At 64.9% G+C, this 12,902-nt stretch carries 11 protein-coding genes; 10 read left to right on the top strand and 1 reads right to left on the bottom strand.

Features of this window, described 5'->3' with window-relative positions; translation table 11 throughout:
* The first annotated feature begins 18 nt into the window (after positions 1-18).
* From AC56LG_RS13495 to AC56LG_RS13505, 3 genes are all read left to right on the top strand, one after another.
* Positions 19-1,254 (top strand): D-amino acid dehydrogenase, encoded by a 1,236-nt coding sequence (locus AC56LG_RS13495; protein ID WP_497166592.1) that lies wholly within the window; start codon positions 19-21, stop codon positions 1,252-1,254.
* A gap of 126 nt (positions 1,255-1,380) precedes the next feature.
* Positions 1,381-2,439, top strand: coding sequence for an AI-2E family transporter (locus tag AC56LG_RS13500; RefSeq protein ID WP_497166593.1), 1,059 nt, complete (start codon positions 1,381-1,383; stop codon positions 2,437-2,439).
* A 123-nt stretch (positions 2,440-2,562) separates the two neighbouring features.
* Complete coding sequence (locus AC56LG_RS13505) at positions 2,563-4,632, top strand: PAS domain-containing sensor histidine kinase (RefSeq protein ID WP_497166594.1); 2,070 nt, start codon at positions 2,563-2,565, stop codon at positions 4,630-4,632.
* 45 nt (positions 4,633-4,677) lie between these two features.
* Here the strand turns inward: AC56LG_RS13505 and AC56LG_RS13510 are convergent, their stop codons facing one another.
* A complete protein-coding gene (locus tag AC56LG_RS13510; protein ID WP_497166595.1) occupies positions 4,678-5,388 on the bottom strand; it encodes a PEP-CTERM sorting domain-containing protein in 711 nt (236 codons plus the stop codon).
* 189 nt (positions 5,389-5,577) lie between these two features.
* On the opposite strand from AC56LG_RS13510, the gene AC56LG_RS13515 reads away from it, so the two are divergent.
* The 7 genes from AC56LG_RS13515 to bioB all read left to right on the top strand — a co-directional run bounded on the left by AC56LG_RS13515 (position 5,578) and on the right by bioB (position 12,895).
* The gene (locus AC56LG_RS13515; RefSeq protein ID WP_497166596.1) at positions 5,578-6,024 is read left to right on the top strand and encodes a YchJ family protein; all 447 of its coding nucleotides are present in this window, start codon (positions 5,578-5,580) and stop codon (positions 6,022-6,024) included.
* 24 nt (positions 6,025-6,048) lie between these two features.
* Entirely contained in the window at positions 6,049-7,656 is a 1,608-nt protein-coding gene (locus tag AC56LG_RS13520) for a carboxyl transferase domain-containing protein (RefSeq protein WP_497166597.1), read from the top strand.
* A 12-nt stretch (positions 7,657-7,668) separates the two neighbouring features.
* Positions 7,669-8,454 carry an enoyl-CoA hydratase/isomerase family protein gene (locus AC56LG_RS13525; RefSeq protein WP_497166598.1) on the top strand — a complete coding sequence of 262 codons (786 nt, stop codon included), beginning with the start codon at positions 7,669-7,671 and terminating at the stop codon, positions 8,452-8,454.
* Positions 8,455-8,481: 27 nt separating this feature from the next.
* Entirely contained in the window at positions 8,482-9,825 is a 1,344-nt protein-coding gene (gene bioA / locus AC56LG_RS13530) for an adenosylmethionine--8-amino-7-oxononanoate transaminase (protein WP_497166599.1), read from the top strand.
* Entirely contained in the window at positions 9,825-11,012 is a 1,188-nt protein-coding gene (bioF, locus tag AC56LG_RS13535) for an 8-amino-7-oxononanoate synthase (protein ID WP_497166898.1), read from the top strand. Before bioA ends, bioF begins: the two co-directional genes overlap by 1 nt.
* Before the next feature lie 62 nt (positions 11,013-11,074).
* Entirely contained in the window at positions 11,075-11,848 is a 774-nt protein-coding gene (gene bioD, locus AC56LG_RS13540; RefSeq protein WP_497166899.1) for a dethiobiotin synthase, read from the top strand.
* A 12-nt stretch (positions 11,849-11,860) separates the two neighbouring features.
* Positions 11,861-12,895, top strand: a complete 1,035-nt coding sequence (gene bioB / locus AC56LG_RS13545; protein WP_497166600.1) for a biotin synthase BioB — start codon at positions 11,861-11,863, stop codon at positions 12,893-12,895.
* Positions 12,896-12,902: the final 7 nt, after the last annotated feature.

Raw genomic sequence — 12,902 nt, forward strand, 5'->3', positions numbered from 1 at the left:
CAAAATAACGGTACAGGGATGCAGCAGATAATCGTCATTGGCGGCGGCGTGGTGGGCCTGACGTCGGCCTGGTGGCTGCTCGAGGCCGGCTTTGGCGTGACCGTGGTCGAGCGGGCGCCGGAAGTGGCGACCGGCGCCAGCAACGCCAATGGCGGCCAGCTGAGCTACCGCTACGTCTCTCCCCTGGCCGACGCCGGCGTACCCGTGAAAGCGATCGCCTGGCTGTTCCAGGAACACGGCCCGCTGCGCTTCAAACCCGAATTCGACCTGCGCCAATGGACCTGGCTGGCGAGTTTTCTCGGCCAGTGCACGGCCGGCGCCAACCGCCGCACCACGGCCAAGCTGCTGGAACTGGGAGAACTCTCGCGTGCCGGCATGAAGCAGCTGGAACACATCGTCTCGCCCGACGATTTTGCCTGGCGCGACGCCGGCAAGCTGGTGGTGTACCGCTCTACTAAAATTTTCGAGCAGGCGGCCGGCAAGGCCACCGCCGGAGAAATCTGGAGCGGCGCCGAATGCGCCGCCCGCGAACCGGCGCTGGCGGCGGCGCGTGCGCAGCTGGCCGGCGGCATCTATAACGGCGGCGAAGCGGTGGCCGATTGCCACGCCTTTTGCGTGGCACTGGCCGACCGGGTGCGCGCCCACCCGCGTTTTAGAGGGTTTGTACAGGCCGAGGTGAGGCGCATCGCCGCCACCGGCGGCAAGGTGGTGGGACTGGACACGAACGTCGGCGCCATCGGCGGCGACGCCTTCGTGCTGGCCGCCGGCATCGACAGCCGCAACCTGGCCGCGCACGCCGGCGTCAAATTGCCGCTGTACCCGCTGAAAGGCTACAGCCTGACAGCGCCGATCCGTCCCGGCGACACCGCGCCCGAGATCAGCGTAACCGACTTCGAACGCAAGGTGCTGTATGCGCGCATCGGCGACAAACTGCGGGTGGCGGCGATGGTCGACATGGTCGGCGAAGACCTCACTCTCACGGCGAAACGCATCGCCAGCCTGACGCGCCAGGTGCGCGCCACCATGCCGCACGCGGCCGACTACGACCGGCTCTCGGCCTGGGCCGGCCTGCGTCCGGCGACCCCGAACAGCGCCCCGTTGATCGGCGCGACGCCGCTGTCGAACCTGTGGCTGAACGTCGGCCACGGCCCGCTCGGGTTTACCTTTGCCGCCGGCAGCGCGCGCGTGCTGGCCGACCTGATGCTCGGTAAAGCGCCGCCGTTTGCGCTGGACATGCTGGCGCTGAAGCGCTGAGGCACGCACACGCCACGTGTGACCCGCTGCCGCGGGTTTTTTCTTGCCCGGCGTTAGGTACGCCACGTCCGTCGGCGAGCGCATGCACTATCATGAAGCCAACATTATAAAAAGAGCATCAGCATCATGACCCAGTACAACTTGCAGCAAAAATTCTTCCTGATCCTGCTGACCATCGTCACCCTCGCCTTCGGCTGGATCCTGCTGCCGTATTCCGGCGCCGTGTTCTGGGGCGTGGTGCTGGCGATCCTGTTCGCACCCTTGTACCGCTACCTGCTGCGCGCCACCAGGTACAAGCCGACGGTGGCGGCGCTGCTGACGCTGCTGTTGATCGTCGTGATGGTGATCCTGCCGTTGTCGCTCATCAGTGCTTCGCTGGTCACACAAGCGCTTGCGATCTACGAGATGGTCAGCTCGGGCCAGATCGACTTCGGCGCCTATTTCCTGCGCATCGTGCATTCGCTGCCGCAGTGGATGGAAAACCTGCTGGAGCGGTTCGAATTGACCGATTTGTCGTCGCTGCAGCAAAAGCTGACCGAAGGCGCGGCCCAACTGAGCCAGACGGCGGCGCGCCAGGCGATTGCCATCGGCAGCCGCACCTTCGACTTCCTGGTGAGCCTGGTCATCATGCTGTACCTGCTGTTCTTCCTGCTGCGCGACGGCCAGTCGCTGGCGACCCGCATCAAGCGCGCCTTTCCGCTGAGCAGCAACTACAAGCAGCGCCTGTTCAGCAATTTCACGACCGTGATCCGCGCCACCGTCAAGGGCAACGTGCTGGTGGCGGCGGCGCAAGGCGCGCTCGGCGGCCTGATCTTCTGGTTCCTCGGCGTCCAGGGCGCCTTGCTGTGGGCGGTGGTGATGGCCTTCCTGTCGCTGCTGCCGGCCGTCGGCGCCGCCATCGTGTGGGCGCCGGTGGCCGTGTATTTCCTGGTGACGGGCGCGATCTGGCAGGGCGTGGTGCTGATCGCCTTTGGCGTGCTCGTCATCGGCCTGGTCGACAACGTGCTGCGTCCGATCCTGGTCGGCAAGGATACGAAAATGCCGGACTACCTGGTGCTGCTCTCGACCATCGGCGGCATGGCCTTGTTCGGCCTGAACGGTTTTGTGATCGGTCCGGTGATCGCGGCGCTGTTCATCGCCTGCTGGGACCTGTTCGTATCGACCGAGGAATTCCAGCTGCATTGAAGAGATCGAAGGGCTGGGGCAGAATGTCATTGTCGAGCGGCTGGCGTGAAACTATGACATCATGCTGCGCGCACCTTTCACGCGGCCAATCCTGCGGCCGCGACATCCTCGCTCCTGGACCCCATGTCGCCCGACTATCTATTCGTTTCTTCAGGACCCGACCCGCACCCCAGTTCCGAGACGCGCTTTCGCGAACTGTTCGAGCAGGCGCCGACCAGCATCCAGATCCTCGCCCCTGACGGGCGCACGCTGCGCGTCAACAAAGCCTGGGAAGACTTGTGGGAGATCCACGCCGGCACCTCGCTGCACGCCTTTATCCTGAGCAGCGAGTACAACCTGCTGAGCGACCCGCAGCTGGTCGACAGCGGCATCGCCGGCTACCTGCGCCAGGCGCTGGACGGGGAATCGGTCGAAGTGCCGGCCGTGTATTACGACGTGACTGTCCTTGGCGGCAGCGGCCGGGCGCGCTGGGTGACGGCGCGCGCGCACCCGATCAAGGATGGCGACGGCCGCATCCTCGAAGTCATGCTGATGCACGAGGACATCACCGAACGTGTACTGTCGGAAAACGCCTTGCGCGAGCGCGAACAGCGCTTTCGCTCGCTGGTGATGGCAACCTCGCAAACCGTGTGGAGCACCGCGCCCGACGGCCGCGTGCTGGAAGATTCGCCCTCGTGGCGCGCGGTCACCGGCCAGAGCTACGAAGAGTGGAAAGAAGACGGCTGGCTCGATGCCGTGCATCCGGACGACCGCGAACGCGCGCGCCAGACCTGGGTCGAATGCACCGCCACGCGCGCCGTCTACGAGACCGAATACCGCCTGCGCCAGCTGGACGGGACTTACCGCTGGACGGCGGTGAAAGGGGTGCCGATCGAGGGCGCCGACGGGACGGTACGCGAGTGGATCGGCTCCAACAAGGATATCCATGCGATGGTCACGGCCCAGGCCGAACTGGCCGCGCGCCTGGACCGCGAGCAGCGCCATTCGGCTTTATTGATCAAGGTGGCGCAGGCGTCGCGCACCCTCGGCAGCGCGCTGGCGAGCGAGGACATCGCCGCCGGGCTGGTCGAGGAAGTGCGCGCGATCCTGGAAGTGCACCAGGCGGTGGTGTCGCTGAACGTCGGCGGCGACCAGGAAATCAATGCGGTGTCGATGTCGGACAAATACGCGCGCTACCGCGACTATGACGTCAAACCGGACGGCAGCGGCATTTATGCGCACGTGTGCCGCACCAACCAGGTGCTGCGCCTGACCCAGGCGCAGCTGGAAGCGCATCCGGCGTGGAAGGGGTTCGGCAAGCACGCGGCGCAGCACCCGCCGATCCGCGGCTGGCTGGCGGTGCCGCTGGTCGACCGCAAGGGCCAGAACATCGGCCTGATCCAGGCGTCCGACAAGATCGAGGGCGAATTTAGCGAGCAGGACGAAGCGATCCTGGTGCAGCTGGCCTCGATCGCCGCCAACGGTTTCGAAAATGCGCGGCTGTACAGTTCGCTGAAAGAGCAGGACCGCCGCAAGGACGAATTTCTTGCCATGCTGGCGCACGAATTGCGCAACCCGCTGGCGCCGATTTCCGCAGCCGCCGAGCTACTGAAAATCCGCAGCGCCAACGAAGAACGGGTGCGCCGCTCGAGCGAAGTCATCTGCCGCCAGGTCAAACATCTCACCTCGCTGGTGGACGACCTGCTCGACATCTCGCGCGTCACCCGCGGCCTGATCCAGCTGGATAACATACCGGTCGACGTGAATGCCGCCATCGGCAGCGCCGTCGAGCAGGCGCGGCCGCTGATCGAAGCGCGCGCACACGCCTTGACGGTCCAGCAGGCGCCGCCGGGCAGCACCGTCGCGGGCGACCCCAACCGGCTGGTGCAGGTGCTGGCCAACCTGCTCAACAATGCGGCAAAGTACACACCGCGCGGCGGGCGCATCCTGCTGGCGGCCGAGTGCGATGCCAGTACCGTACACATCGACGTGCAGGACAACGGCATCGGCATCGACAGGCACCTGCTGCCGCAGGTATTCGACTTGTTTACCCAGGCCGAACGTACGCCCGACCGCTCGCAGGGTGGGCTCGGGATCGGGCTGGCGCTGGTGAAAAACGTCGTCCACCTGCATGGCGGCACGGTGACGGCGCATAGCGACGGGCCCGGTGCCGGCAGCAGGTTTACGGTGTCGCTTGCGCTGGCGGCGCCATAAAAAAACCCAGCGCGCGGCTGGGTTCGGGGGTGAAGCGGACTACGATCAGCCGCGCTTGCGGCGACGCACGCAGGCCAGGCCGACCATCGCCAGGCTCATCAGTGCCAGGCTGCCCGGTTCCGGGACCGGCTTCACGTCCAGGTCGGCGGCGCTGACCGTAAAGGCGACGCCATTGTTCAGGTTAGCCGTGCGATAACCGACGGTCGTCACTTCGGTCAGGGTGGTCTTGCCGGCGGCTTTCTTGCCTGGGACGGCATGCACGTCGGCGCCGCTCAGCGAGGCCAGTTCCTGCTTGGACGGGTTCAGCCAGGCGTCGAAATTATTGTAGACGGCGCTGTCGTCGGTCTTGTACAGGTAACCGAATACGCGGTAATCCTTGCCGGCTTGCAGGTTGCTGCCGGTGATGAATTGACCTTCCTGGCCGCCGAAGCGCACGAAGACGTCGTCGGTGCAGGCTTTGCCGCCGCCGCAGTTGGCTTTCACGCCGATGCTCGGGCTGTTCGAATCGCCGCCGAACCAGAAGGCGAAATAATCGTTGTCTTCCAGGCCACCCAGGAATTTCGGGTTGGTCGAACCGGTAAAGCTGAAGGTGAAGTCGATGCTGATGCCATCGCGGTCCGGGCTTGGCAGTACGACGGAAGCTGCCTTGACGTTGTCGCCCTTGTAGATGCCGGTCATGCCGACCAGGGGAGTGGCGTGGGCACTTGCAGCCAGGCTGAACAGGGTAGCGGCGAATACAGCGGAAATTTTGGACATGGTACGTTTCTAAAAATTAATTGTGATTTTTATTAAGCAATAGTCATGCCAATAAGCAATTAATGTTTTATTTCATGTACTTACGATTATTGGCGATTCAGACAAGTTGACGGTTGTAAGATTTTTCGACAAGGTCCAGCGTCCGCGCCTGCTCCTCCGAAAAATCCCCAAGTCGCGGATAATGCCAGGATGGCTACCACGAACACATTTCCTGCCGGCTGCCCATGCGGCGGCCCGGCGCTTGCCACCTGCTGCGGTCCCTTCATCGCCGGCGACGCCCTGCCGCCCACCGCCGAAGCCCTGATGCGCTCGCGCTACACGGCATATACCCAGCGCAACGAAGCCTACCTGCGCGCGACCTGGCATCCGGGCACGCGGCCGCATGACGCCATCCTCGACCCCGACGAACAGCTGCGCTGGCTGGGATTGGAGATAAAATCTGCTTTACGTTTACGTCAACGTAAAGCAGAATTGCCGCAAGATCCAGATAGCGATACGGTCGAATTCGTCGCGCGTTTCAAGGTCGGCGGACGCGCGCACCGCTTGCACGAGCTGAGCCGCTTCCTGCGCGAACCCGACCCGGCACTTGGCGGCCAGGTGCGCTGGTTCTATCTGGACGGCACATTTCCGAAGTAACGAGACAGAAGAATAGAGGACGGCATGCCCCATATCGAGAGCAAACTCAATCCACGCGGCGACGATTTCAAAGCCAACGCCACGGCCATGCAGACCATCGTCGACGACTTGCGCGCCAGGGTGGCGGCAATCGCCGCGGGCGGCGGCGAATCCGCGCGCGCCAAGCACGTCGCGCGCGGCAAACTGCTGCCGCGCGACCGCGTGCAGATGCTGCTCGACCCGGGCACGCCCTTCCTCGAGTTTTCCCAGCTGGCCGCCTACGAGATGTATGACGGAGCGGCACCCGCCGCCGGCATCATCACCGGCATCGGCCGCGTCGCTGGCCAGGAATGCGTGATCGTCTGTAACGACGCCACGGTCAAGGGCGGCACCTATTACCCGATGACGGTCAAAAAACACCTGCGCGCCCAGGAAATCGCCGAGCAGAACAACCTGCCGTGCATCTACCTGGTCGACTCGGGCGGCGCCAACCTGCCGAACCAGGACGACGTCTTCCCCGACCGCGACCACTTCGGCCGCATCTTTTACAACCAAGCGAACCTGTCGGCCAAGGGCATCCCGCAGATCGCGGTGGTGATGGGTTCGTGCACCGCCGGCGGCGCCTACGTGCCGGCGATGAGCGACGAATCGATCATCGTCAAGGAGCAAGGCACGATCTTCCTCGGCGGCCCGCCTTTGGTAAAAGCGGCGACCGGTGAAGTGGTCAGCGCCGAAGACCTGGGCGGCGGCGACGTCCACACCCGCCTGTCGGGCGTGGTCGACCACCTGGCCCAGAACGATTTACATGCGCTGTCGCTGGCGCGGAACATCGTCTCGAACCTGAACCGTGTCAAACCGGTGCAGGGCGCGATCCGCGAAAGCGTGGAGCCGAAATATCCGGCGCAGGAACTGTATGGCGTGATCCCGGTCGACACCCGCAAACCCTTCGACGTGCGCGAAGTGATCGCGCGCGTGGTCGACGGCAGCGAGTTCGACGAGTTCAAGGCGAGATACGGCACCACGCTGGTGTGCGGCTTCGCCCATATCTACGGCGTGAAAGTCGGCATCATCGCCAACAACGGCATCCTGTTCTCGGAGTCGGCCCTGAAAGGCACCCACTTCATCGAACTGTGCTGCCAGCGCAAGATCCCCCTGGTCTTCCTGCAAAACATCACCGGCTTCATGGTCGGTAGAAAATACGAAAACGAGGGGATTGCCCGCAACGGCGCCAAGATGGTCACTGCCGTCGCCACCGCCTCGGTACCGAAGTTCACCGTCATCATCGGCGGCTCCTTCGGCGCCGGTAACTACGGCATGTGCGGCCGCGCCTTTTCGCCGCGCTTCCTGTGGATGTGGCCGAACGCGCGCATTTCCGTGATGGGCGGCGACCAGGCGGCGTCGGTGCTGGCCACCGTCAAGCGCGACGGCATCGAGGGTAAAGGCGGGCAGTGGTCGCAGGACGAGGAAGCGGCCTTCAAACAGCCGATCAAGGAACAGTACGAACACCAGGGCCACCCGTATTACGCGTCGGCGCGCCTGTGGGACGACGGCGTCATCGACCCGGCCGACACGCGCATGGTGCTGGGCCTGGGCCTCTCGGCGGCGCTGAACGCGCCGATCGAAGAGACGAAGTTCGGCGTGTTCCGCATGTAAGGAGAGTCGACCATGAACTATGACACCCTCAGCATCGGCATCGCCGATAAGGTCGCCACCGTCACCCTGAACCGCCCGGAACTGCGCAACGCCTTCAATGAACAGGCGATCGCCGAACTGGCCCTCGCCTTCGATGAACTCGGCCGCAACGAACTGGTGCGCGCCGTGGTGCTGGCGGCGAACGGCCCGGCCTTTTGCGCCGGCGCGGATCTGAACTGGATGAAGAAGATGGCCGGCTACTCGCACGACGAAAACCGCGCCGACGCGGCGCGCCTGGCCGACATGCTGCGCACGATTTACCTGTGTCCGAAGCCGGTTGTCGCCAAGGTGCAGGGCGACTGCTATGCCGGCGGCATGGGCCTGGTCGCGGCCTGCGATATCGTGGTAGCCGCCGAAGGAGTAAACTTCTGCCTGTCCGAAGTCAAACTCGGGCTGATCCCGGCGACCATTTCTCCGTACGTGATCAAGGCGATGGGCGAACAGGCGGCGCGCCGCTATTTTTTAACGGCCGAGCGTTTCGACGCCGCCGCCGCGCTGCGCATGGGTTTTGCCCATGAAGTGGTCGTGGCGGAGAACCTCGATACGAGCGTCGCCGCCATCGTCAAGGCGCTGGTGTCGAACAGCCCGAACGCGGTGCTGGAAGCGAAAAAGCTGGTGCGCGAAGTCGTCGGCCAGCCGGTCACGGACGCGCTGCTGCTCGACACCGCCGAGCGCATCGCGGCGATTCGCGCATCGAACGAGGGACGCGAAGGCGTGGCCTCCTTCCTCGAGAAACGCAAGCCGGACTGGCTCAATTAAGACGTAATAGAAACAACAGGAATCATCGTGAAGCAGCACACCTCCTCCGACTGGATCGCACGCAGCCTGCGCAGCGTATGGCACCCCTGCACGCAGATGCAGCACCACGAAGAGGTGCCGCTGATCGCGGTCAAGCGGGGGGAAGGGCCGTGGCTGTACGACCACGAAGACAAACGCTACCTGGACGCGATCAGCTCTTGGTGGGTCAATTTGTTCGGCCACGCCAACCCGCGCATCAACGCGGCCTTGAAGGAGCAGCTCGATACGCTGGAACACGCGATGCTGGCCGGATTTACCCATGAACCGGTGATCGAACTGTCGGAGCAGCTGGCCAGCATGACCGGTCACGCGCTCGGCCACGCCTTTTATGCGTCCGACGGCGCCTCGGCGGTCGAGATCGCGATGAAGATGAGTTTTCACGCTTGGCGCAACGCGGGCTTCAGCGACAAGCAGGAATTCGTCTGCCTGCAGGGCAGCTATCATGGCGAGACCATCGGGGCCCTGTCCGTCACCGACGTGCCGCTGTTCAAGGATGCCTACGGCCCGTTGCTGCGCGCCTCGCACGTGGTGGCCTCGCCGGACGCGCGCAATGCGATGGAGGGGGAATCGAGCCAGGACGTGGCGCGCCGTGCATTGAAGGACGTCGAAAGCTTGTTCGCGGAACGTGGGAACAAGATCGCCGCGATGATCGTCGAGCCGCTGGTGCAGTGCGCCACCGGCATGGCGATGTACGACCCGCTGTACCTGGAGTTGCTGCGCGAACTGTGCGACCGTTACCACGTCCACCTGATCGCCGACGAAATCGCGGTCGGTTGCGGGCGCACCGGCACTTTCTTTGCCTGCGAACAGGCCGCCATCTGGCCGGACTTTTTATGTCTCTCGAAAGGCATCAGCGGCGGCTACCTGCCCTTGTCGCTGGTGCTGACAACCGACGCCATCTACCAGTCGTTCTACAGCGAAGACATCACGCGCGGCTTCCTGCACTCGCACTCGTACACGGGCAATGCGCTGGCTTGCCGCGCGGCGCTGGCGACCTTGCAGATCTTCCGCGACGACGACGTCTTGAACCGCAACCGTGAACTGGCGACCAAACTGACCATCGCCATGGCGCCGCTGGCCGAACACGAACGCGTGCGCCATTTCAGGCAGCGCGGCATGATCTTCGCATTCGATGCGGTCGAACCGGACAGCGACCGCGCCGCGACCTTTGCCCGGCGCTTCTTTACCAGCGCGCTCGACCAGGAACTGCTGCTGCGCCCGATCGGCCGCACCGTGTACGTGATGCCGCCGTATGTGCTGGACGAGGAAGAGATCGACCTGCTCAGTATACGTGTGAAAACCGTATTCGAATCCGTGATCGCAGGGTCATGATGGAGCTGATCGAGAACGTCAACCGCAAGCTGGCCGCGCTCGACGCACAGAGCCTGCTGCGCCGGCGGCGCATTGCCGACACCCGCTGCGCGCCGCTGCAGGTGGTCGACGGGCGCGCCATGCTGGCCTTTTGCAGCAACGATTACCTGGGCCTGGCCGCGCACCCGCGCGTGGTCGAAGCCCTGCGCACCGGCGCTCAGCTGTATGGCGCCGGCAGCGGCGCCTCGCACCTGATCAGCGGCCATAGCCGCGCCCATGCGCTGCTCGAGGAGCGCCTGGCCGAATTCGCCGCGCCCCATGTCGAGGAAGCGCGCGCGCTGTATTTCAGTACCGGCTACATGGCCAACCTGGCCGTCTTGACCGGACTCGGTGGCGACAAGGATGCGACGATCTTTTCCGAAGCGCTGAACCATGCGTCGCTGATCGACGGCGCCCGCCTTGCTCGCGCGGACGTCAAGGTCTACCCGCACGGCGATATCGCTGCGCTCGATGCGCTGCTGGACGCGAGCAGCGCCAGCACCAAAATCGTCGCCACCGACGCCGTCTTCAGCATGGATGGCGACCTGGCGCCGCTGCCGCAACTGCTGGCCCTGTGCGAACGCCACGGCGCCTGGCTGATCGTCGACGATGCCCATGGCTTCGGCGTACTGGGCGCCCACGGCCGCGGCGCGCTCGAACATTTTAATGTGCGCTCGCCGCATCTCGTGTACGTCGGCACCCTCGGCAAGGCGGCCGGCGTCGGCGGCGCGTTTATCGCTGCCCATGCCAGCGTGATCGAGCTGATGATCCAGCGCGCGCGCCCCTACATTTATACGACCGCGGCGGCGCCGGCGCTGGCGCATGCCTTGTTGACCAGCCTCGACATCATCAGCGGCGACGAAGGCGTGGCCCTGCGCAGCCATCTCGCCCTGCTGATCGCCCAGCTGGACGCGGAACTGCAGTTGCAGCGCTGGCAGCGGGTGGCGTCAAATACGCCGATCCAGCCGATCGTCATCGGTCCCAACGACGAGGCGCTGCGCATCGCCGCCGCATTGTACGGGCGCGGTGTGTGGGTGCCGGCGATCCGCCCGCCGACGGTCCCACAAGGCACGGCGCGCCTGCGCGTTACCCTGTCGGCCGCACACACGCACGACGAAGTGGCGCAGCTGGCCGGCGCACTGAACGAACTGGAACGGGAGACCCTGTGAGCAAGAACCTGAACGAGCCGCTGGAACCGGCCACCGAGATCGCGGCCGGACGCACCGCCACGCTGCCCAAGCCGGTCGAGGAACCGGTACCGGCGCCCGCCGAGGCCCTCGCCGCCGAGGGCATCCCGTCGCGCTTTTGCTGTTTCGTGACCGGCACCGACACCGAAATCGGCAAGACCCTGGTCTCCGCCGCCATCCTGCACACCCTGGTCGACAGCGGCCAGCGCGCCTGCGGCATGAAGCCGGTCGCGGCCGGCGCCGACATGGTCGAGGGCGAGCTGCACAACGAAGACGCCGACATGCTGGCCGCCGCCGGCAACGTGCACCTGCCGCAGAACATCACGACGCCCTACATGCTGCGCGCCGCCTGCGCGCCGCACATCGCGGCCGCCATGGAAAACGTGACGATCGAGCCGGTGCCGATCATCGCCGCCTATGCCGAGATCCTGGCGGCGTCGGATGCGGTCGTGGTCGAAGGCGTGGGCGGCTTTTGCGTGCCCTTTTCCGATACCTTCGACAGCGCCCAACTTGCCGAACAGCTGAATCTGCCCGTGATCCTGGTGGTCGGCATGCGCCTGGGCTGCATCAGCCATGCGCTCTTGACCGTCGAGGCAATCGTCGCGCGCAACCTGGTGCTGGCCGGCTGGGTCGCGAACACGGCCGACCCGGACATGGCCTATTTTGACGAAAACATCGAGGCGCTGGCAGCGCGCATCCCGGCCCCGTTGCTGGGTGTGGTGCCGCGCCTCGAACAAGCAACTGCCGCCAACGCGGCCCGATTCATCGATCTCGCGGGACTGCCGGGCTGGCCGTCGCGCGGGGTCGGCACCACCTGAAGGAAGTATCCAATGAACGCTCCCCACACCGTCGCCCTGCACCGCCCGACCGCCGCCATCAAGGAACGGTTTGATGCCACCTGGCCGCTGGCCGATGTGCTGTCCCTGTTCGAACTGCCGTTCAACGAATTGATGTTCCGCGCCCAGGAAGCGCACCGCGCCCACTTCCCCGACGGCGACGTCGAACTGGCGACCCTGCTGTCGATCAAGACCGGCGGTTGCGAGGAAGACTGCGGCTACTGCCCGCAAGCGGCGCGCTACGATACCGGTGTCGAAGCCAAGAAAATCCTCGACATCGACACCGTGCTCGACGCGGCGCGCCAGGCCAAGGCCAACGGCGCCACCCGCTTCTGCATGGGCGCCGCCTGGCGCAGCCCGAAAGAGCGCGACATGGAAAAGGTCGAAGAAATGGTGCGCGAAGTAAAAGCGCTGGGCATGGAAACCTGCGCCACGCTGGGCATGCTCGAAGAGGGACAGGCCGAGCAGCTGAAAAAGGCCGGCCTCGATTTCTACAACCACAACATCGACACCGCGCCCGATTTCTATAACAACGTCATCTCGACCCGCGAATACCAGGACCGCCTCGATACCCTCGGCCGCGTGCGCCAGGCAGGTTTAAAGGTCTGCTGCGGCGGGATCGTCGGCATGGGCGAGACGCGCGAGCAGCGCGCCGGCCTGATCGCGCAATTGGCGAACCTGAATCCGTACCCGGAATCGGTGCCGGTGAATCACCTGGTGCAGGTCGAAGGCACGCCGCTGCACGGCCTCGATCCGCTCGACCCGCTCGAATTCGTGCGCACCATCGCGGTGGCGCGCATCACCATGCCGCAGGCGCGCGTGCGCTTGTCGGCCGGCCGGCGCCAGCTGGGCGAAGCGGTGCAGACGATGTGCTTCATGGCCGGCGCGAATTCGATTTTCTATGGCGACAAGCTGCTCACCACCGGCAATCCGGAAGCGGAAGACGACCGCATCCTGCTGGCCAAGCTGGGCCTGAAAACCCGTTCGGCCACGCTAGAGTCGGCGCCGAAGGAAGCCTGCGGCTGCTAACGCCTGT

It is taken from the genome of Telluria sp. ZB2R32, from assembly GCF_059685715.1.